The following is a 20,386-nucleotide window of genomic DNA, read 5'->3' on the forward strand; positions in this document are numbered from 1 at the left end:
CCAGGAGTAAGGTCATTTGACGCTATAGCTCAAACAAATAGCAAATCGCAGGGTATGCTTTAACATATCCTCAAGAAAAAAAACCATTTACAGGTAATCCTGCGATACAGAAATTTGTTATATTCGTAGTTATGTTTGACCACAAAAATAAATCTAAGATATGAAACTGAATTATATCACGATATGTATATTGGTAAGTTTGATTATAAACCCGATTATGGCACAAGATAGTCCTATACTTTTATTTCCAAAGGGTGCACCCGGAGAAAGTGCGAGGTTGATTGAGAAAGCAGACAGGGAAGGTGGATTTACAGGAGGAGAGTCTGTTCTCCGTATTACAGGAGTAAGTGAACCCACGATAACTGTCTATTCCCCATCCGAAGAGTTAGCAAATGGATCAGCAGTTATTGTTTGTCCGGGCGGCGGTTATAATATTCTCGCGTATGATTTAGAAGGCGATGAGGTATGCCAATGGCTTAATGACCTTGGCATTACAGCCGTATTGTTAAAATACAGAGTGCCGAGAAGAGAGAATTTACCGAAACATGAAGCACCACTTCAGGATGTACAACGCGCCATCAGTTATGTACGCGCTAATGCCGGAGAATTAAATATTGAGAAAAACCGTATCGGTGTAATGGGATTCTCGGCAGGTGCGCATCTGGCCGCTACGGTAAGTAATAACTTCACGCATAAAACATATCCCAACGTTGACGCGGCCGATCGGACCAGCTGCCGTCCTGATTTCTGCCTGTTGGTTTATCCGGCCTACTTAGACAGTGAGCACTTTCAGGTTGCTCCTGAAGTAAAGCCAAGTTTGGCTACCCCCGAAACAATGATTGTGCAAACAGAGGATGATAAATCCTACATTAATAGTAGCCTCTTCTATTATTACGCGCTAAAAGAAGCAGGTGTTCCGGTGCGTATGCACTTGTATAGTAAAGGCGGACACGGGTATGGTCTTCGGGATACCGGAGCCGCTGTAAATGAATGGCCGGACAGGGCCGAAGACTGGTTTCGTGAGATTGGAATTTTGAATTAATCCTCCCCTATTACGATTAAATAACATCTTATATTACACAGTGTAAGCCATTAAAATTATATATTTGTGCACGTTTTAACAGGTTGATTTAGTGTACATACGGTTCATTATCCTTAAAATACAGGATAAAATGAACGCTGAAATATGTATTTTATGGAAAAAAAATATTGTGTTCTTGGATTTATTATTTCTACTATTTTATCATTATCCTCATGTAAACAAAAAGTAGCGGAGTATCCGATTGTTGAAGTGGAGTCGGTATCTACAGATGATATTGAGATATATGGACGATATGTAGGTCTTATTCGCGCTTCGCGTAATGTGGAGATTCACGCCAGAGTAGAAGGTTTCTTAGAAAAAATGACTTTTAGTGAAGGAAAAAAAGTAGAAGAAAACGAGCCTCTATTCTATATTAACAATGCAACTTACAAGGCAAAGGTCGAAAAAGCTAAAGCGCAGCTGAAAAAAGAAGAAGCGCAACAAGCTAAAGCGCAACGGGATGTGGAACGCCTACGCCCCTTGTATGAACAGAATGCGGCCAGCCAGCTTGACCTCGACAATGCTGAAGCAGCACTTAACATGGCTAACGCTAATGTGGCAATGAGCAAAGCCGACTTAGACCAAGCCAATCTGGAATTGAGCTATACGGTGGTTCGTTCGCCTTTGTCGGGGTATATCAGTGAACGATATGTCGATATTGGCACATTGGTAGGCAATTCAAAATCATCTCTTCTGGCAACTGTTGTTAAGCGCGATACCGTTTTGGTAGATTTTAAGATGACTGCGCTTGACTATCTGAAATCTCAACAAAGGAATGTGCACCTCGGTGAGTTAGACACCACACGTTCCTGGCAGCCTACAATTAACATCACACTGGCAGACAATTCTGTTTACAATGAAAAAGGGGTTGTAGACTTCGCGGCTCCGCAGGTAGATCCTAAAACCGGCACTTTCGGAGTAAGAGCGGATATGCCAAATCCTAATCAGGAATTATTGCCCGGACAATTTACACAGGTTAAACTGTTATTAGATGTACACGAAGATGCGATTGTAGTTCCGCGTAAAGCGATTTCTATAGAAAAAGGAGGTTCATTCATCTTTGTAATCAGACCGGACAGTGTTGTTGAGAAACGCTATGTGGAAACGGGTGCGGAGCAAAATAATAAAATTGTAATAGTACGCGGTTTATTGGCCAATGAAAGCATTGTTACCGAAGGCTATCATAAATTAACGCACGGACAACGCGCCATTGCTGTAAGAAAGTCTGAAACGGATGCGGTAACTTTAGAAGAGGAGGATAAATGAAACCTGGATTTTTTATTGACAGACCTATTCTCTCAACTGTTCTTTCTCTACTGATCGTCATCGTCGGAATAATCGGACTTGTTGTATTGCCCACGGAGCAATACCCTCCAATTACTCCTCCTGTGGTAACAATCAGTGCTTCCTATCCCGGCGCCAATGCAACAAGTGTATCACAAGCCGTAGCGACACCCATCGAGCAACAGATGAACGGTACGCCCGGAATGCTGTACATGCAGTCGAACAGCAGTAATTCAGGCAGTTTATCAATCTCTGTTACGTTTGATGTGGATGTAAATCCTGATTTGGCAGCAGTAGAAGTACAAAATCGTGTAAAACTTGCAGAGTCTCGTTTGCCGGCCGAGGTTGTTCAAAATGGTATTTCTGTAGAAAAACAAGCATCCAATCAGCTATTGACAATCGCCTTAGTATCTGATGATCCGAAATACGATGAAATCTATTTAAGTAATTACGCGACAATCAATATACTGGATGTGTTGCGTCGTTTACCGGGCGTAGGTCGTGTATCCAACGTAGGAAGCCGGTATTACGGAATGCAAATATGGGTGTATCCGGACAGGTTAGCCAGCTTTGGACTAACAGTAAAGGATTTGCAGGACGCTTTAAAGGATCAAAACAGAGAATCCGCGGCAGGCGAGTTAGGCAAACAGCCTATCATTGACGTGGATGTTTCTATTCCTATTACTACACAAGGACGCTTGTCTACGGTAAAAGAGTTTGAAGAAATCGTATTGAAGGCCAACTCAAATGGCTCTTTCATACGCATGAAAGATGTTGCGCGTGTATCGCTCGAAGCTTCTTCTTATAATACGGAAAGCGGACTTAATGGTAAGTATGCCACAGTATTAAGCATTTACATGCTGCCCGGAGCCAATGCCATGGAGGTTGGGGAGCAAGTTAAAGATGCTATGCGGACAATTGAAAAAGACTTTCCCGAAGGGATTGACTTTCTGATACCTTTCGATATGACCAAGTATATCGGAGAGTCAATTAACGAAGTCTACAAAACCCTTTTCGAAGCTTTATTGTTAGTGCTGATCGTTGTGTTTCTATCACTTCAGAACTGGCGGGCTGCACTTATTCCAATCACTGCCGTACCGATTTCGCTGATCGGAACTTTCAGCTTTATGCTTGCCATGGGATTCTCATTAAATATGTTGACTCTGCTCGGACTGGTGCTCGCCATTGGAATTGTAGTAGACGATGCGATTGTCGTTGTAGAAAACGTTGAGCGTATCATGGAAGAAAAGGGAGTGGACGCGAGAACAGCAACTCACAAGGCAATGGAAGAACTGGCAGGAGCATTAATCGCCACATCGCTGGTTTTAGCTGCCGTATTTGTGCCGGTGAGCTTTTTGCCCGGAATTACAGGAGCACTTTATAAACAATTCGCCATCACAATTGTCGTTTCAGTACTTATATCTGCTGTTGTGGCTTTAACGTTAAGTCCGGCTATGTGTGCTTTGTTTCTTCGTCCATCTAAGAATAAGAAACACATCGTTTTCCGTAAGATTAACGCCTGGTTGAGTATTGGCAATAAGAAGTATGGCAAACTTTTATTCCGGTCTATTAATAATCCTCGTAGATTGTTAGCCGGATTCGGGATCATATTAGTCTGTATATTTATATTAAATAAGGTTATCGCAACTAGCTTTATCCCACAGGAAGATCAAGGCTATTTCACCGTAGAACTTGAAATGCCGGAAGGAACAACGTTAGAACGTATACGTGTAGTTACAGATCGGGCAATAGCTTACCTGAACGATCACGAGACTGTAGAGTACGTACAAAATGTAACCGGTTCGAGTCCGCGTGTGGGAACGAATCAATCCCATTCCACATTGACAGTTATACTTCATTCAATGGACAAACGAAGTAAAGGAGTAGAAGACGTAATACATGACGTTCAGAAAGAATTCTATCATTATCCGGAAGTAAAATCTTTCATTAACAGACCGCCGGCAATTCCGGGTTTAGGATCTGCCGGAGGTGTGGAAATGAAATTACAAGCCCGTTCCGATGCTACTTGGGACGATCTGGTAGCTGCTGCCGATACATTTATGTATTATGCGGAATTGGCAAAAGAAATTGCTTACGTGTCGTCTGCCCTTCAGCCCGAAATACCGCAACTCTACTTTGATGTGGACAGAGATCAGGCCAGACTGTTGGGAGTTCCTGTTTCGGATATATTCTCGACCATGAAGGCTTACCTTGGGTCTGTTTATGTAAATGACTTTAATATGTTTAACCGGATTTATCGTGTTTACATTCAGGCGGATCAATCATATAGAGCCGATGCAAGTGATATTAATCTCTTTTTTGTGAAAGGAAAAAATGGCGAGATGATCCCGCTTACTGCTCTCGGAACAACAAACTACACCACAGGTCCGGGTAATATCAGTCGATTTAATATGTACACTTCCGCATCTATGCAGGTTACGCCGGCAAAAGGATACAGTTCGGGAGAAACAATGGAACGAATCGAGAAGATAGTCAAAGAACGATTGCCTGAAAATATCGGTGTGGCCTGGAGTGGACTTTCTTTTCAGGAGCAAAAAGCCAGTGGGCAAACAGGTATGATCCTTGCGCTTGTATTTTTGTTTGTATTCCTGTTTCTTGCGGCTCTATACGAAAGCTGGACAATTCCGGGCGCGGTTATTCTTTCATTACCGGTAGCTGCTTTCGGTGCTTACTTGGGTATACTTATCCTCGGGCTTGAAAATGATATCTATTTTCAGATTGGTCTTGTAACGTTGATTGGGTTAGCTGCTAAAAATGCGATTCTGATTGTTGAATTTGCGAAAATACAAGTGGATTCGGGCGTTCAACCTCTATTTGCGGCTCTTCAGGCATCCAAGCTTCGTTTTCGCCCTATATTGATGACTTCACTTGCGTTTGTGTTAGGCATGCTTCCTTTGGTGCTTGCTACCGGCTCCGGATCGGAAAGCCGGCATTCAATCGGCACCGGTGTATTCTTTGGAATGATAGCCGCGGTTGCATTCGGTATTATATTTGTGCCGTTCTTTTTTGTGATGATATATAAGTTCAAGGAAAAATTCAAACTACCGGAATTTCGATTTCCACGTGTTCTAAAAAAAATAAGAAGAAAAGGAAATGAGTAAAATCAAATCATTATATATTGTATTAGTATTTTTCTCCCTCTTGTTTTTTTCGGCCTGTAAAGCCGGACAAAAATACGTTCGCCCCGTAGCCGAGGATATGCCCGCTGTGTTTTATGATCTAAAAGAAGGCTCTGTTGCCGATATCGGTTGGAGCACATTGTACAAAGACAGTGTTTTGCAGAACCTCATAAATGAAGCGCTTGAACATAACAAAGATATGTTGGTAGCCACAGCCCGCATTAAGGAAATGGTTGCAAACAAACGAATAAGTTTTGCCGGTTTATTTCCGGAGTTAGGTATGGAGGTTGCAGGGCAAAGAGAATTTTTGAATTACGGCGGAGACACAAAAAAATACAGTCCGGAGCTACGAGCCAATGTAGGCATAAGCTGGGAACTTGATGTTTGGGGCAAATTAAGATGGGAGAATGAAGCAGGTATAGCCGCCTATCTACAGACCGTAGAAGCTAAGCGCGCACTGCAGCTAACCATTATTTCTCAGGTTGCGCAAAGCTATTTTGAACTCAGAACATTCGACAAAGAACTGGAAATCATACACCAGACTTTAGAGGCCAGAAAAGAAGGCGTTCATTTTGCCAAATTACGCTATGAAGGCGGTCTTACGTCAGAAATTCCCTACAGACAAAGCTTAGTTGAATTGGCCCGTACAGAAACACTGATCCCGAATCTGGAGAAAAAAATTATGCTTAAAGAAAATGACTTGTTTGTTTTAACAGGGCATTTCCCAACGGAGATCATGAAAAGAGGGGAAAGTATAAAAAAACAATATATACCGGCTACACTACCAATTGATCTACCCTCGGATGTGTTAAAACGTCGTCCGGATGTTATACAAGCGGAGCAAAAACTTATCGAAGCAAATGCAAAAGCGGGTGTGGCTTATACAGAAATGTTTCCTTCTTTAAAGCTAACCGGTAGATTGGGAGGCGAAAACTCAGAACTTACCGACTTTATTAAAAGCCCTACCTGGTTCATAGCAGGCAGTTTGGCAGGTCCTATCTTCAATATGGGCAAAAATAAAGCTCGCCATAAAGCTGCCCGTGCTAAATATGAACAAGAGGTACATAGCTATGAAAAAGTAATACTTGAAGTTTTTAAAGAAGTAAATAATTCAATTATAAATTACAAGAAAAACAAAGAGGCAAGAAAATCACGCGAAGCATTATATAATTCGGCTAAAAGTTATCAGGAACTCGCGAAGCTTCAATACGTGAATGGGTTGGTAAGCTATCTGGACGTATTGGATGCTCAACGACAATTGTTTGATGCCGAAATTGCATTAAACGAAGCTAACCTGAATGAATTAGTTGCCGCCGTATCACTCTATAAAGCCTTAGGCGGCGGATTGGAGAAATAGAAATTCAGGATTCGTACAAATGAAAAATACGATCCATTAATTTCCACTTTTCAGAAGATGATGCCTGCGGATCAGCCTGTTGAAAGATAGACATATATTCTTCCCATTCACGCTGACGCGGCAGCTCTGTCAACTTCGCGAAAGCCGAATCCCAATCAAAATCCAAAGGCGTTTCAACAATCATAAACAACGTGGTTCCTAAAAGATATATCTCCATTTCAAGAATACCCACTGCACGAATCCCCTCTACAATTTCGGGCCAATGATGCGCTTCACTATGCCTCTTCACATATTCCTGTATCAAATCAGGCGCATCCTTCAATTCTAACGTCTGGCAATAACGCTTCACAGTCGCGTTATACATTTTCTGGGGGTAACCTTGCTTCTTATCCATGTGCTTTTCCTTTTAATTAGTACAAAACTAACGATAATTCACTATCTTTGCAGCAGAAAGTCAATCTGAAGATAAAGCGTTATCCGAAAGATTGGCACAAACTCATGGGGCTGACCGGTTTTGACAGCGGGCAGAAGTGGTTTGTAAGCATGTAGTGCGTTGTTGGCTTGCACTTTAATCTCAGACGACAAACAATTAACTGGCGAAAATAATTACGCTTACGCTGCTTAATCGAAGTATAGTAGATTTCAAGCTTAATCCCCGCAATAGTTGTGGGGACGTTACATCACCCGGATGCTGTGGTTCCGAAGCGGTCCGATCAGGTGGTGCAGCAATATCGGAAATAGTTTAGCGGACGCCTCGTACGCTGAGCGAAACTAAAGAGGATAAGGGATGAGTTGGTGGCTTTGGTCTTGCTCCTCCCCGACAATTAAAGCAAAGATAAACATGTAGAAAGCAAATTAATTCCTCGTTTGGACGAGAGTTCGAATCTCTCCAGCTCCACTTTTTAGATTTCAAAAGAATCCAAATCCGTATAAACTTCAGATTTATACGGATTTTTCTTTTTAAGCAATCCATAATAAAATCTTCAGGAAAAAAATTACAGACTTTTGCCGAACAAAATAAATCCAAAATAGGTACACAAACTTTCATGTCAAATTACCGAGAGGATACAAAGTTTACAAACTTACCTTTATAGGGAACTACCGGAATTTACTACAACACACAATCAAAAAAAGCCTCGATAATCAATAGACTATCGAGGCTTTTGGCGGTATGGACGGGACTCGAACCCGCGACCCCCTGCGTGACAGGCAGGTATTCTAACCAGCTGAACTACCACACCATTTTTGTTTTGTTGCTATTCCTCTGAATTGCGATGCAAAGATAGGGGGATTATTTGTATTATGCAATATGTCTGTTGAAAAAAATCCGCTTTTTTTAAGACTGGTTGAGTCTTAATACGCGCTTTGTCAGGTCATCTATCTGTGATTCAGTCTCAAGACCTATAGTCATGCAATGAATATTTGCTTTTTTGATAGCGAATTCGAGTGATTGTTCTCTATCTTCGTCTGTAATGCGCTTGCCTTCTCCGAATATTTTCATGCCGATTATGCCTTTGCCGTTTTGTTTGGCTTTACCTAATAGCGTGTTTACGTCTTCCGGGGTTCCATCCATATTGGCCTGAAATGGGTTTATGCGTGCCAATATAACATCTACCCAAGGACTGTCTGCGGCTTCTGCCATGGCACTCCAGTCGTGACAGGAAACGCCGATGGCTTTTATTATGCCTTTTTGCTTGGCTTTTGACAGGGCATCCATATAATAGGAGCGGTTTTCTGTCCATTTGTCTTGCATTAAACAATGCATTAGAACGATATCAATGTAGTCCGTGTCGATTTCGCTTCTGAAGCGGTCTAATGTTTGCTCTACCGGAACTATTTTATCGGAACCATTCGGATGCGTCCATATTTTACTACATAGCTGAACCTTCTCTCTGTCCATGTGCTTTAACGCGTCTGCCATAAAAGAATGAGAGCCGTACGAATCTGCCAGATCAAAATACCGGAGTCCGTTGTTGTAGGCATGTTGAGCCAATCTGGTGAATTCACCCGATCCTAATCTGGTTTGATTGGATGATTTATCATAAGCCACGGTGCCTGTTCCAAGTCCGACCTGAGAAATTTTCAAGCCTGTATTGCCGAGTAAGACTTGTGGTATACTTTCTTTTGTGGGGGATGGTGTTATTGCTGAAAAAACATGTTGCCCCGATACTGCCAGTCCTGCTACTCCAATTACACTGGTTTTAATAAATTTCCGTCTATCTATCGAATCCATAAGATTGGTTTTTAATGTGTTGTAATATAGCCACTTTATTTCACTCTCCTACCTATTTATAACAAAATATTGGGGAGAAATGATATCTTTATAGCCTTATATTTTGCATTACCCATTATTAAATGTTGTTTATGAATAAGATTCATGTTGTTTTTTCTTTGTCGATCCTGTTATCAGGGATTGTGCATGCCCAGGAAAATTCTTCAATTATAGCTTCGGGAGCTAAGTTAGAAATGCTGGCCGATGGCTTTAGTTTTACAGAGGGCCCTGCGGTGGATAAGCAAGGGAATATCTATTTTACGGACCAACCCAACAATCTGATTCTGAAATGGTCGGCAAAAGGAGGTCTGTCAACATTTAGCGCTGACCCGGGAAGGGCGAATGGATTGTATGTAGACAAAGAGAACAATTTACTTTCCTGTTCAGACATGGATAACCAGATTTGGAAGTTTAACCCGGATGGAGGATATGAAGTAATTGTTTCGGACTATCAAGGGAAGATGCTGAATGGGCCAAACGATCTATGGGTACATCCTGATGGGTGGATTTATTTTACTGACCCTTTGTACAAACGTGACTATTGGCTGAGAAATCCCGAAATGGAGCAAGACGGAGAACATGTTTATTCTTTTTGCCCACAAAGTAAAGAATTGAAAAGAGTTGCGGATGATCTTGAAAAACCTAACGGAATAATAGGATCACCGGACGGCAAACGTTTGTATGTAGCAGATATCAAGGCAAATAAAACCTATGTTTACGCGATACAGGAGGATGGATCGTTAACAAACAAGCAGTTATTTACCTCTTTAGGTTCAGACGGAATGACGATTGACGAAGCAGGAAATATATACCTCACGGGAAAAGGCGTTACTGTTTTTAATCCGCAAGGAGAACAAATAGAACATATACCGGTAGAGGCCAACTGGACAGCAAATGTTTGTTTCGGTGGTGATGACATGAAAACGCTTTTCATCACGGCGTCTCAATATCTATATAGTATACGTATGCGTGTAAAAGGAGCACATTGATTTCTTTTTTCAATCTAATCTTTTGGAAGTATAAAAAAAACAATATCTTTGCAGCCGAATAACAGAGGTAATTCATATTGTTCTATGGTGTAATGGTAACACGTCAGATTCTGGTCCTGAAATTCCAGGTTCGAGCCCTGGTAGAACAACGATAAAACAGTCATTAACAAAAGAGGCGACAGTCGAAAGATTGTCGCCTCTTTTGTTTTATATCACTATGAAGGATTAACCCGAATTTTGATTCCTAAGTTTAACAATTTTCATAGCGTGATTGTAGGTGACAATCACTGATTTTGTAAAAATTTAAGCTATCTCTTATTAAAAAAAATATATCTTTAAGAAATAATTAAATTATATGCTATGAAAAATCACATTTTATTTTTTTTTATTGAGTATAATAATAATTAGTTGCAGTGACGACAAAGAGGAATATGCTATTTATGCAGAAGAGTATTATAAGGACTTGCAAAAAAGTATAAACATGCCACGTCCTGAAGGATCATATAATTATCCAATAGTTCCCGGAACAGACAGATGGAAAGAATTTGATAGTAGAGACGAAATGGAAAATGCTTGTCAGGTTCCCGTGAAATTTTTAAGAGAACAAGCTACCCAGGCTGTTCTTCAGGCTCTTATTGAATATCCATTATGTACTGATGTTTTTGCGTGGAATAATTATCAAAAAGGGTATAACTTTGTATTTAAACCACTTAATGCCTACCAGGAATTTCTAAAGCGAGGTGATGCGGTTAATTGTATTATTGAAAGATATAAGATTGTATCTGCAACAACTTTCGAATATCCATTTTCTCATTATTTTTTAGAAATGTTTCTTGCACAAGAGTATTTTATAAAGCAATTAAGCTCAAAAGAAAAGAAAGATATAGTAGATAGGTGTTTAGATATCATTAATATCACAAATGAAAATCCCGATTTTTTTGATATTTATTTAAGAGTTGGTATCTCATATTATTTAATGGGGCGTATTATGAAATATGATAATTACACTCCATTCTTTGAGATATTTTCAATTCATCCGGAATGGGAAAGTTTTTTTGAAGATGATAACTATTTTGTAATTACCGATGAAAAACTATATACATTTTTAGGAACTATTTTCTTTACTGCTTATGATTACATAGAACAAGATACGGAAAATTACAACCAAAGTAATCAAAAAAACAGACCCTCTCAAAGAGAAAATAAGGCCATAAATCCTCACTTGCTAACCGGTTATAAACACCCGAAATTTAGCAAATTGTAAAACATTCAAAATCAACAGCTTATCCGATCCGAAAACATAAAGGTTATTTTTTGAAAAATAAAGGATATCTTTTGAGAAATAACCTTTATGTTTTTAAAGATATTACTATGTGAAATTCCAGACGTTTTTTGTGGTGAAATTTATGTCTTTATTTGGCTTGGAATTATGCTGTTTTTATCGTGGGTTTCTTTTTCGTTTTTTTATATTGAAATGTATTTGTTGATTCCGATCTCTTTTGAAAAATGAGCGTCGTGGGAAATGACGATTATTGTTCCTTTGAATTCTTTTGTGGCATAAGTTAGTATGTCTTTACTGCGGATATCCAGGTTGTTGGTCGGTTCGTCGAGAATTAGTATATCCGGTGTGTTGTTGCTTATGCTTAGTGAGCATAGTAATAGTTTCATTTTTTCTCCTCCGCTTAGCGATGCACACGGTCTGGTCCAGTAGTTTTTACTAAACTGGTGACGGTGTAATAGCATTTTCACTTCATGCTCGGGAAAATGTTGATCGTTGAATTTCTGAGCTTGTTCGAATACTGTCAGCCGGTTATCTATTATGGAATATTCCTGATCTACATGCAGATACTTGAAGTCGGCTATAAACAATCTGCCTGTCGAAGCCGGGGTCTCCTTCGTGATGAGTCGGATCAATGAGGTCTTCCCTGCCCCATTATTTCCTGTAATCTGAATCCTGTCGCCCGAATAGATGTGGAAAGATACAGCTTCCTTCCAAAGGGAATGTTCTCCATAGATGATATTTACGTCCGCAGCCTCAACAAGCACCTTACCCGTGTACAAACCGGAGTCTTTTATTTCAATTTTCAGCAGCTGTTCTTCCTGTATCGTTTGTTTGATTGTTTTGATTTCAGTGGAAATGTCATTTGCCTTTTCCGTTTGTTCATTTTTTATTTTGGCCGAGCTTTGTTCGGCTTTGTCTTTTAGTTTTCCCATTGCTATACGGGGTGTACCGGCTTTGGCTTTCTGCGCATGCCCTCTTGATTCCAATTTCTGACGTTGCTCTGCCATGTCCCGAAATTTTTGCTGAGTCTGCTTCAGATTCTTTTCCTTATCCGCCAATAAGGAATGCAACGAATTTATTTTCAACTCTTTCTGCCGGCGGTAGAATGCATAGTTCCCGCCATATATTTCAACTGAATTGGGCGTCAGTTCCATTGTAGTTTTAACCTTATCCAACAATGAACGATCGTGACTGACTAAAAGGATTGTGTGTTTAGCTTCTTCAATAAATTTATAAAGCGCCGATCTGCTTTGAGCATCTAAGTGATTTGATGGTTCATCCAATAAGACAATATCCGGAGTGTGGATTTGGATGCCGGAAATAATGCGAAGCAAGGTTGACTTCCCAACTCCGTTATTACCTACTAATGAAACTTTATCTCCGGATGAAATAGAAAAATTGATCTGATTAAACAGAACTTCACCATTGGGGTGAATATAGGAAAGTGCGTTCGCAACAATACTCATAGTATAACTAAGTAAAAGTAATTACCAAAATGCTTTATGAAATCTCACATGATGGTATGTAACCATCTTTTTTACTTAGTTATTCTCATCGGAGTAATTGTTCGTTAATAATGGCGCGAAAGTAAACAATAAATAGTATTGTTCCAAATATTTCAAAAAACAAGAAGGGCATGTCAACGCTTTTAAGCCATTGGCACACCCTCTTAACAGTTCCTCTCTTTATCGATGAAAGTTACAACATCATGATGCCTTCTATCGTTGCTGCTTGCCGGTAATAGATCACCACATCGTCCGCATCGTTGACCGCTACTTTTATGGTTACACTTGTATATTTGCCATTTTTACTGTCTCTGGTCGAAATAACAGGATTTGCACTGCTGAATATAGCATGCAACTGGGCAATAATATTTTGTTCAGCAGGGACAATACATTTAAACATATAGTCTAACGGAAAAGAATGAGTTTGCTCCAATCTCTCTTTAAACTTCAGATAGAAATCATCTTTATGCTGATTTCTGTCTTTTTCTAATACTTTTATCTTTTCATTCATAATGCATATACCTAAACAAACATCATACCATTAGGATATGTATGCCAAACTGACAGAAAAACATAATCCTTTCACTTGTCTTTCTTATTTAACAACCGAAAAGCAATAAATGTGTATTTTTACGGCATTTTTACTAATCTTTTAGAATTCGATTATTAATTATGCAAGAAAGAGCATCAGCCGCATTTACAGACACAAAACCTCATTATGAACTTCTTAACGGACTGCGAGGGGTTGCAGCTATTATGGTTATATGGTATCATATTTTTGAAGGTTTCGCAACCGGCCCTATTGACCAACGTTTTAATCATGGATATTTGGCTGTAGATTTCTTTTTTATCCTCTCCGGTTTTGTTATCGGTTATGCTTACGACGATCGCTGGGGTAGAATGTCTATAAAGGATTTTTTCAAGCGCAGATTAATCCGTCTGCATCCGATGGTGATTATGGGAGCTGCTTTAGGTGCCATCACATTTTACATACAAGGTTCTCAACAATGGGATGGGACTCCGGTTTCGCTGTCGATGCTAATGTTCGCCCTGCTCCTCAATCTTTTTTTAATACCGACAGTGCCCGGTTCGGCAACAGAAGTACGCGGTAATGGGGAAATGTACCCTTTGAATGGTCCCAGCTGGACGTTATTTTTCGAATACATCGGCAATATCTTATATGCTTTATTTCTTCGCCGACTATCCACAAAGGCATTGACTATTCTTACGGCATCAACTGCAATTGGGTTGGCTGCGTATGCGGTATGTAACTTATCGGGCTATGGTCATTTGGGTGTAGGTTGGTCAATGGCAGACAATAATTTGCTTGGGGGCTTTCTGCGTTTGTTGTTTTCGTTCTCTATTGGCTTATTGATGTCTCGCGTTTTCAAACCGGCTCAAGTTCGCGGAGTTTTTTGGATATGCAGTATTTCCATCGTTGTTTTACTTTCCATTCCTTACATCGGAAGCGGCGAATCTCCCTGGATGAATGGCCTTTATGACTCTATATGTGTAATTATTATTTTCCCCCTGTTAGTTTATCTGGGTGCTTCAGGGAAAACAACCGATAAGATGTCGTCCGGAATTTGTAAGTTCTTAGGCGATCTGTCTTATCCGTTGTACATCGTGCATTATCCTTTTATGTATCTATTTTACAACTGGCTATGGAGCGACAATCCTGAGTTTTCACAAACCTGGCCAGTCATTGTGGCTTTGTTTTTTGGAAATATTTTGTTGGCTTACCTTTGTCTGAAACTGTACGACGAACCTGTAAGGAAATGGTTAACTAAGAAGTTCATTTAACCGACCTAAAAAACATCAGTTCTTGTCTTACGTTTCCAACCGTCGTTTGGGGTAAGGCATAACCAACACAAGCGACATACAGAAGAAGCAAGCGTATATTGTCCAGCCGGCCATTTCTTTCACGGCAGAGAGCGTTGCCTGAAGTTGAATGCGACCTTTAGTAGAGATGGCTGCCATGTTTTCGGCTTCAGTCAGGCTTTTTCCCTGAAACTGCATCCCCCGGATAGTCTGGTTGTAAGAAGCAGACGCATCTTGATTCATCGCATCTACATTTTGCACATAGCGGGTAACATAATGTTGCTGACGCTCTTGCAACACGTTGGTGTAAATGGCAGTTCCAATGCCCGGACCAAGCACCATACGTACGGTAAGCATTATGCATATCCAAGAGGAAAGGTATTTGTAAGGCATCCGCTGATTAGCATAAACAGCAGTCAGCGCATACAAAATCATCATACCCGTTGAGCGTATAATCACCGGATACTTCATCCGTTCATAAAGTCCGGCACTTTGCACCTCAAAGTACATAAACACAGCCGACAATCCGATAATAAAGAATCCTAAGGCAAAAAGATATTTAAAATGAACTCCTTTAGAACCTAACACGATGGTAAGTATAGCTCCGACAACATAACCTACCACACACCAATTTCCCAACGAAGCATTCTGATAATTGTCTATTTGCATTCCGGCGCCGACAAACACATTGACAAACATGGCACTTGAGTTTACGATCATCAGCATCAGGTATAGCAGTATTCCGATACGAATATTCCGCAATTTGAATATGCTTATCAGAAAATAAGGGAAGTGTCGCTTACCATCCATATACAGAAAAATTCCGGCAAATAAAACCGCGCCGGTCGTTGCCCAACCAATAGAAGGATGATCATACCAATCGAGTGTTTTTCCGTAAATCAATATATAGGTAATGCAAATCATCATGATACAAAAAGCGACCACATTACCAAACTTTCGGAAATTAATTGGGAATCGTCCGGGATATTTGCGATAGGGCATCGTAAAAAACAAAAGCAGGATAGAGAGAAGCGACAAGCCCATCATAAAATAATAGACATAACGCCATTCATACGAATAAGCCAACCAGGCGGTAAGCGCTGTACCAAGCTGTCCGAGTAACATAAAGAACAGATAAATAATAGGCTGACTCATGCTTTTCTCCACATCGAGTTTATCCCAACCCGCTCCGTCATTAGGTTCCATCCCCGGTGTGATATTGCGGGTAGCTTCCATTCCGAAGGCGTATTTAATAAGGGTAAAGAGATTCACCATCATCAGCACCATTCTTAAAAAGCCCATTAGTAATGAGCAAAGTGCCAGTATAAAAATACTCTCGGTCTTTGCGCATATAAAGCTAAAAATATACATGAACGAAAAACCGACAATACACATCATTTTCTGCCTGCGTATACAAACCAGCTGATAGAAAAACGGAGCAAAGGCGGCCATACCTATTGATGTCACAAAATTGGCAAACTGTATATGTTCCGATACAATTCCCAAGCCACTCATCATCTCGCCGCTATTGACGGAATAAACACCTCCGATTGTAAGAATAGGCAGAAAGAGGAACAGTAAAATAAGGATACCCAACGGTTTAGGTACCCAATTATAAAAGGGATAATTGGGGGGTAATGACGTCACGATTTTACAGTTTTGCTTTTACTACTACCATCATGCCGGCCGCCAACTTCTCATTCTCTTCATCCGACAGACCGGTAAAGTCTATGCGTACGGGAATACGTTGTTGTATCTTTACAAAATTACCGGCCGAGTTATCCGTAGGCACTAAAGAATATTTGGAACCTGTAGCACCCGATACGGCGGTTATCACTCCGGTAAAGGTCCGGTTGCTTATTGCATCAATCGTAATATCCACTTCCTGTCCGATAAATAGATTTTCTATCTGTGTTTCTTTATAATTGGCAATTATCCATTTTTGTCCGTCAGGTAGTATATTCGTGATGGTTTGTCCGGCCGGAATGTATTGCCCCTCCTCCAAGGAACGCCGACCAAGTTTGCCGTCGCTGGGTGCTAGCACCACTGTGTAAGACAGATTGAGCTTTGCCATTTCCAACGCTGCCGTAGCCCGCTGAATGCCTGCTTCGGTGTTTTTACGGCGATAAGCCACTTCATCTACACCGGAGAGTGCGGCGTTTTTCTGTCGTTTAACGACTTCCAGCTTTTTCAGAGTTGCTTCGTATTCTGTTTCTATTTGCTCCAGCTGAATGGGAGTAGCAGCGTTACGACGAACCAGATTTTGATAACGTTGTAAATCCTTCTGCAATTTTGATAAGCGAATCTCTATCTCGGCAATCGAAGCATCATATACCGATGCTGTATTTTGTGTAGTCTGCAAAGTCGCTCCAATCACTGTAGCACCGGCTTCGGCATCTTTAAGGGCAGCCTCTGCCTCCATTACCCGAATTTTATATTCGCTATCATCCAGCACAAGCAGCGTATCTCCTTTTTTCACCTTCTCATGTTCTGAGAAATAGATCTTTTTAATATAACCGGACGCTCGCAAATTGACGGGTAAAATATACTGTTCTATCTGCGCGTCATCACTGGTTTCTGTCCGTTTGTAGTTAAGGAAAAGACAGACCACCTGAAACAACCCCCAGGCTATAATAACTACTCCTAAGGTGCTGACCACGATTTGCCAACGGCGTAGTTTCTTCAGATCTTTAACTTTCTCCGGATGTGTATTTTTATTTTTAGTCTCTTCCATATATTTTATTCCTTTTCTTTATTCTACTAATGAGCCAATTTGTCCGGTCAACTTCAATAGGGTTAAATTAGCTACCTGATAATTATAATGTGCGCTGACATAGTTGTTTTGAGCTTCTGCCATTTGCATTTCATCTTGCAACACCTCAATCATCGAAGCGATACCTTCACGATAGAGTTCTGTCGTAACGGCATAAACATCTTCGGCCACCTGATAGTTATCTTTTTGTCTTTTAAAATTACGCAAGTTATTCATCAGGTCGTTCTGAGCATTCAGGTATTGAGTTTCCAGATTTTTCCTCAGATCTTGTCGTTCTATATTAATCTTCTCTATATCCATATTGGCTTGTCTTATTTTCTGTTTCTTTTCCAAGCCATCAAAAATCGGTATTCGTAAAGACACTCCTAATCCGTATGAGCGATACCAATGATTAGAAGGTCCTGCATGAAACCAGTTTTTGAATTTATCCGTATAAGCAGAATACGTCCAGCTTCCCGACAAATTCAATGACGGAATATAATTATTATTTATACTTTTCTTCTGTAACTCCAGCAATTGCTTTTGCGTGTTTAAAAGTTGGATTTCATACAAACTTTCCGGCAATCCGGTAAGTAGCGCAGAAGATATATCATCCGTGTTCATGTGTGTCAACGCGATCTTTTCTTCCGCCGGATAATCCATAATGTACTTCAGCATATTCAGCTGTTGCTCCAAGATGGCCAGGGAATTATCATATTGCACCTGTAGATTTTCCAGGTTAATGTTTACACGTTTTATGTCCACTTCCATCGCCATCCCGTTATCGAAAAAAGCCAATGCAATATCCCTCAGCTCTTCCAGTCTGGTGATATTGGATTTTGCTAATGTGATTTGTTCAACCGTGGCCTGCCCCAGATAATACATTTTACTGATTTGCATGATCAGGTCTTCACGCGCTTTCTCATACGACAATTGGCTGATATCTTCCATTGTCTTTGCTATCGAAATCGAAGTATAAAGGGTCTGATTATAGAGCGGCATCTGCAATTGCAAACCTGTATTGGCATTGTGTTGCAATGTGTGAGTCACGCTATAAGGAGTTCCGTAAGAAGAACCATCGGTTACCGAAACAGGTGGGTCGAAGTTATTATTGTAATTGGCAAAACCATTGATTTGCGGCAATAACCTTGCTCTGTTTTCGGAAATACCATATTGGCTCTTTTGTATTACTTTTCGTTTGACTTGTAGTGACAAATTATTCTCAATCCCGATTTCCAGACAATCCTTTAATGTCATTACCGTTTGAGAATGAACATGAACGGTCAATATGTTTAGTAAAAAAAATAAATATATTTTCATCATTGTTCTCAAAAAATATGAGCGACAAAGGTAGTGAGGTATTCAATTATGACGCTGACCGTTTCTGCAACAAAAATGTCCGTTTTTTCCTTTTGGGGTATTTTTTTATTTTCTTGCCCTTATTGATTGCGATGCCGATATTGAAGCGGAGTCTCTCCGGTATGTTGTTTAAAATAACGTCCGAAAAAGGAAGAGTTAGGGAAATTAAACTCTTCAGAGATTTGCAATACAGTTTGTTGACTATTTCGAAGGGATGATTTAATCTTTGCCATTACCGCCTCATTGATACAGTCCAGGGCCCCGAGTCCAATAATTTCTTTAATAGTAGCTGATAAGTACTTAGGAGTTATGCCCATTTTTTTTGCATAAAAGGCCACACTATGTCCAACCTTATAATGTGTAAGCAGCAGAACAATAAATGCTTCGGTTAGTTCCTCCTTGCGGGTTTTCACCGCCGGCAAACACATTTGCTGATGTTTAGCGTATTCCGAACCGACCTCCAGCACCATTGCCAGCACCAGCGCCTTTACAATCTCTTCTTTGTAGATTTTTTCTTTATTATGAAAGCTTTCAACAATCAGGGCATGCATCTGAAGGATAGACTGCATCGTTTTAAGCGAAACAGACAACACCGGATTCTCAATTATCCGAAAAACTACTTCATAATTTATTGGAGAAAGATAAGCAGGCATAAGGTCGACCGGAAAAACCAAGATTTCTCCGGAGAAATCATCACTTTGCGAGATTATTTTTATTGCTTGACGAGGAAGAAATGTAAAAATTTGCCTTTCCGTAAGGGTATAGTTTTTATTACCAATACTAAAATGAAACGCACCTTTTGTGCAAGTACACATAGCCATTCCGCCATGTATGGAAATCTCACCTTCCCGAATCTGATTTATTTCAGACAGGTTGCCCAACACAAAGTCGGTGATGGTAAATACTTTACCCTGATGTTTTTTTTTATGATCGGTTCTATTCTCTTTATTCATCGCAAACAAACCCAAGATACATTACCTAAAGGATATGCAACAAAGTTACTAATTATTTAAGAAACAGAGCAGATCAACTGGTGCATTACCTCTATTCACCGGTTTAAATCGACAAAAGCCTCATTCGTTTTCAACATATTTTATAACCCTACACGGATTGCCTACTGCAACACAATTGCTCGGTATCGAACGAGTAACAATACTTCCTGCTCCAATTACACTGTTTTTGCCGATTGTAACATTTGGAAGTATAATTGAGCCACCGCCAATCCACACATTATCTTCAATTATGACAGGCTGCGCAAATGTATTACAAAAGGATATACCCGAATTTTCATCCCAGTTCTGCGCCGTTCTTTCCGACACTTTTGTAGAATGAGTAGCCGTGTAGATTTTTACGTCAGAGGCGATCAACACATTATTGCCTATACTGCCGAACATCTCCCGCCATATTTTTTCTTTTTGTATCGTGTCGGCATAGTCGGTCGCATTAAGTTTTACCAGCAAACGCTTTGTTTTCAGTGTCATTGCAGCCAACTCTTCCTGATTGTCGGAATAATCTTGGCAGATATCGGAATTGTTTTTATCTGA

16 protein-coding genes, 2 tRNA genes and 1 other RNA gene are annotated in these 20,386 nt (G+C 40.2%); 9 read left to right on the forward strand and 10 right to left on the reverse strand.

What is annotated here, in order from left to right; all coding sequences use genetic code 11:
* Positions 1-160 precede the first annotated feature (160 nt).
* The 4 genes from B9Y81_RS09430 to B9Y81_RS09445 all read left to right on the forward strand — a co-directional run bounded on the left by B9Y81_RS09430 (position 161) and on the right by B9Y81_RS09445 (position 6,862).
* On the forward strand, positions 161-1,042 hold the full coding sequence (locus tag B9Y81_RS09430; RefSeq protein WP_085536767.1) for an alpha/beta hydrolase: 882 nt from the start codon (positions 161-163) through the stop codon (positions 1,040-1,042).
* A gap of 153 nt (positions 1,043-1,195) precedes the next feature.
* On the forward strand, positions 1,196-2,347 hold the full coding sequence (locus tag B9Y81_RS09435) for an efflux RND transporter periplasmic adaptor subunit (protein WP_085537741.1): 1,152 nt from the start codon (positions 1,196-1,198) through the stop codon (positions 2,345-2,347).
* Entirely contained in the window at positions 2,344-5,487 is a 3,144-nt protein-coding gene (locus tag B9Y81_RS09440; RefSeq protein ID WP_085536768.1) for an efflux RND transporter permease subunit, read from the forward strand. The genes B9Y81_RS09435 and B9Y81_RS09440 overlap by 4 nt, the downstream gene beginning before the upstream one ends.
* Complete coding sequence (locus B9Y81_RS09445; protein ID WP_085536769.1) at positions 5,480-6,862, forward strand: efflux transporter outer membrane subunit; 1,383 nt, start codon at positions 5,480-5,482, stop codon at positions 6,860-6,862. The genes B9Y81_RS09440 and B9Y81_RS09445 overlap by 8 nt, the downstream gene beginning before the upstream one ends.
* 4 nt (positions 6,863-6,866) lie before the next feature.
* Here B9Y81_RS09445 and B9Y81_RS09450 read toward each other — a convergent pair whose 3' ends face one another.
* Entirely contained in the window at positions 6,867-7,256 is a 390-nt protein-coding gene (locus B9Y81_RS09450; RefSeq protein WP_085536770.1) for an L-rhamnose mutarotase, read from the reverse strand.
* Positions 7,257-7,362: 106 nt separating this feature from the next.
* Here B9Y81_RS09450 and ssrA point away from each other — a divergent pair.
* Positions 7,363-7,763: a transfer-messenger RNA gene (gene ssrA / locus B9Y81_RS09455) on the forward strand.
* A 263-nt stretch (positions 7,764-8,026) separates the two neighbouring features.
* Here ssrA and B9Y81_RS09460 read toward each other — a convergent pair.
* Positions 8,027-8,103, reverse strand: a tRNA-Asp gene (locus B9Y81_RS09460).
* 95 nt (positions 8,104-8,198) lie between these two features.
* Complete coding sequence (locus B9Y81_RS09465) at positions 8,199-9,095, reverse strand: aldo/keto reductase (RefSeq protein ID WP_245832429.1); 897 nt, start codon at positions 9,093-9,095, stop codon at positions 8,199-8,201.
* Between the two features lie 131 nt (positions 9,096-9,226).
* Here B9Y81_RS09465 and B9Y81_RS09470 point away from each other — a divergent pair, with 131 nt between their 5' ends.
* The 3 genes from B9Y81_RS09470 to B9Y81_RS09480 all read left to right on the forward strand — a co-directional run bounded on the left by B9Y81_RS09470 (position 9,227) and on the right by B9Y81_RS09480 (position 11,387).
* Positions 9,227-10,123, forward strand: a complete 897-nt coding sequence (locus tag B9Y81_RS09470; RefSeq protein ID WP_095996271.1) for an SMP-30/gluconolactonase/LRE family protein — start codon at positions 9,227-9,229, stop codon at positions 10,121-10,123.
* A 78-nt stretch (positions 10,124-10,201) separates the two neighbouring features.
* Positions 10,202-10,272, forward strand: a tRNA-Gln gene (locus tag B9Y81_RS09475).
* A gap of 332 nt (positions 10,273-10,604) precedes the next feature.
* Positions 10,605-11,387, forward strand: a complete 783-nt coding sequence (locus tag B9Y81_RS09480; protein ID WP_085536772.1) for a hypothetical protein — start codon at positions 10,605-10,607, stop codon at positions 11,385-11,387.
* Between the two features lie 200 nt (positions 11,388-11,587).
* Here B9Y81_RS09480 and B9Y81_RS09485 read toward each other — a convergent pair whose 3' ends face one another.
* Both B9Y81_RS09485 and B9Y81_RS09490 read right to left on the reverse strand, forming a co-directional pair.
* Positions 11,588-12,871, reverse strand: coding sequence for an ATP-binding cassette domain-containing protein (locus tag B9Y81_RS09485; RefSeq protein WP_085536773.1), 1,284 nt, complete (start codon positions 12,869-12,871; stop codon positions 11,588-11,590).
* 232 nt (positions 12,872-13,103) lie between these two features.
* The gene (locus tag B9Y81_RS09490) at positions 13,104-13,421 is read right to left on the reverse strand and encodes a DUF493 domain-containing protein (protein ID WP_085536774.1); all 318 of its coding nucleotides are present in this window, start codon (positions 13,419-13,421) and stop codon (positions 13,104-13,106) included.
* A gap of 161 nt (positions 13,422-13,582) precedes the next feature.
* Here B9Y81_RS09490 and B9Y81_RS09495 point away from each other — a divergent pair, with 161 nt between their 5' ends.
* Positions 13,583-14,713: an acyltransferase family protein gene (locus tag B9Y81_RS09495; protein WP_085536775.1), complete on the forward strand. Its 1,131-nt coding sequence runs from the start codon at positions 13,583-13,585 to the stop codon at positions 14,711-14,713.
* Between the two features lie 27 nt (positions 14,714-14,740).
* Here B9Y81_RS09495 and B9Y81_RS09500 read toward each other — a convergent pair whose 3' ends face one another.
* From B9Y81_RS09500 to B9Y81_RS09520, 5 genes are all read right to left on the reverse strand, one after another.
* Entirely contained in the window at positions 14,741-16,378 is a 1,638-nt protein-coding gene (locus B9Y81_RS09500; protein WP_085536776.1) for an MFS transporter, read from the reverse strand.
* 4 nt (positions 16,379-16,382) lie between these two features.
* On the reverse strand, positions 16,383-17,465 hold the full coding sequence (locus B9Y81_RS09505; protein ID WP_085536777.1) for an HlyD family secretion protein: 1,083 nt from the start codon (positions 17,463-17,465) through the stop codon (positions 16,383-16,385).
* A gap of 18 nt (positions 17,466-17,483) precedes the next feature.
* A complete protein-coding gene (locus B9Y81_RS09510; RefSeq protein ID WP_394335447.1) occupies positions 17,484-18,803 on the reverse strand; it encodes a TolC family protein in 1,320 nt (439 codons plus the stop codon).
* Between the two features lie 119 nt (positions 18,804-18,922).
* Complete coding sequence (locus B9Y81_RS09515; protein ID WP_139822911.1) at positions 18,923-19,795, reverse strand: helix-turn-helix domain-containing protein; 873 nt, start codon at positions 19,793-19,795, stop codon at positions 18,923-18,925.
* A gap of 120 nt (positions 19,796-19,915) precedes the next feature.
* Complete coding sequence (locus tag B9Y81_RS09520) at positions 19,916-20,365, reverse strand: DapH/DapD/GlmU-related protein (RefSeq protein ID WP_262494106.1); 450 nt, start codon at positions 20,363-20,365, stop codon at positions 19,916-19,918.
* Between the last annotated feature and the right edge of the window lie 21 nt (positions 20,366-20,386).

This window comes from Massilibacteroides vaginae (genome assembly GCF_900178525.1).
GTDB lineage: Bacteria > Bacteroidota > Bacteroidia > Bacteroidales > Tannerellaceae > Massilibacteroides > Massilibacteroides vaginae.

Coding starts and splice junctions, on each gene's coding strand:
- B9Y81_RS09430 (WP_085536767.1), top strand. CDS start 161: ATGAAACTGAATTATATCACGATATGTATATTGGTAAGTTTGATTATA.
- B9Y81_RS09435 (WP_085537741.1), top strand. CDS start 1,196: ATGGAAAAAAAATATTGTGTTCTTGGATTTATTATTTCTACTATTTTA.
- B9Y81_RS09440 (WP_085536768.1), top strand. CDS start 2,344: ATGAAACCTGGATTTTTTATTGACAGACCTATTCTCTCAACTGTTCTT.
- B9Y81_RS09445 (WP_085536769.1), top strand. CDS start 5,480: ATGAGTAAAATCAAATCATTATATATTGTATTAGTATTTTTCTCCCTC.
- B9Y81_RS09450 (WP_085536770.1), bottom strand. CDS start 7,256: ATGGATAAGAAGCAAGGTTACCCCCAGAAAATGTATAACGCGACTGTG.
- B9Y81_RS09465 (WP_245832429.1), bottom strand. CDS start 9,095: ATGGATTCGATAGATAGACGGAAATTTATTAAAACCAGTGTAATTGGA.
- B9Y81_RS09470 (WP_095996271.1), top strand. CDS start 9,227: ATGAATAAGATTCATGTTGTTTTTTCTTTGTCGATCCTGTTATCAGGG.
- B9Y81_RS09480 (WP_085536772.1), top strand. CDS start 10,605: ATGCCACGTCCTGAAGGATCATATAATTATCCAATAGTTCCCGGAACA.
- B9Y81_RS09485 (WP_085536773.1), bottom strand. CDS start 12,871: ATGAGTATTGTTGCGAACGCACTTTCCTATATTCACCCCAATGGTGAA.
- B9Y81_RS09490 (WP_085536774.1), bottom strand. CDS start 13,421: ATGAATGAAAAGATAAAAGTATTAGAAAAAGACAGAAATCAGCATAAA.
- B9Y81_RS09495 (WP_085536775.1), top strand. CDS start 13,583: ATGCAAGAAAGAGCATCAGCCGCATTTACAGACACAAAACCTCATTAT.
- B9Y81_RS09505 (WP_085536777.1), bottom strand. CDS start 17,465: ATGGAAGAGACTAAAAATAAAAATACACATCCGGAGAAAGTTAAAGAT.
- B9Y81_RS09510 (WP_394335447.1), bottom strand. CDS start 18,803: ATGAAAATATATTTATTTTTTTTACTAAACATATTGACCGTTCATGTT.
- B9Y81_RS09515 (WP_139822911.1), bottom strand. CDS start 19,795: ATGAATAAAGAGAATAGAACCGATCATAAAAAAAAACATCAGGGTAAA.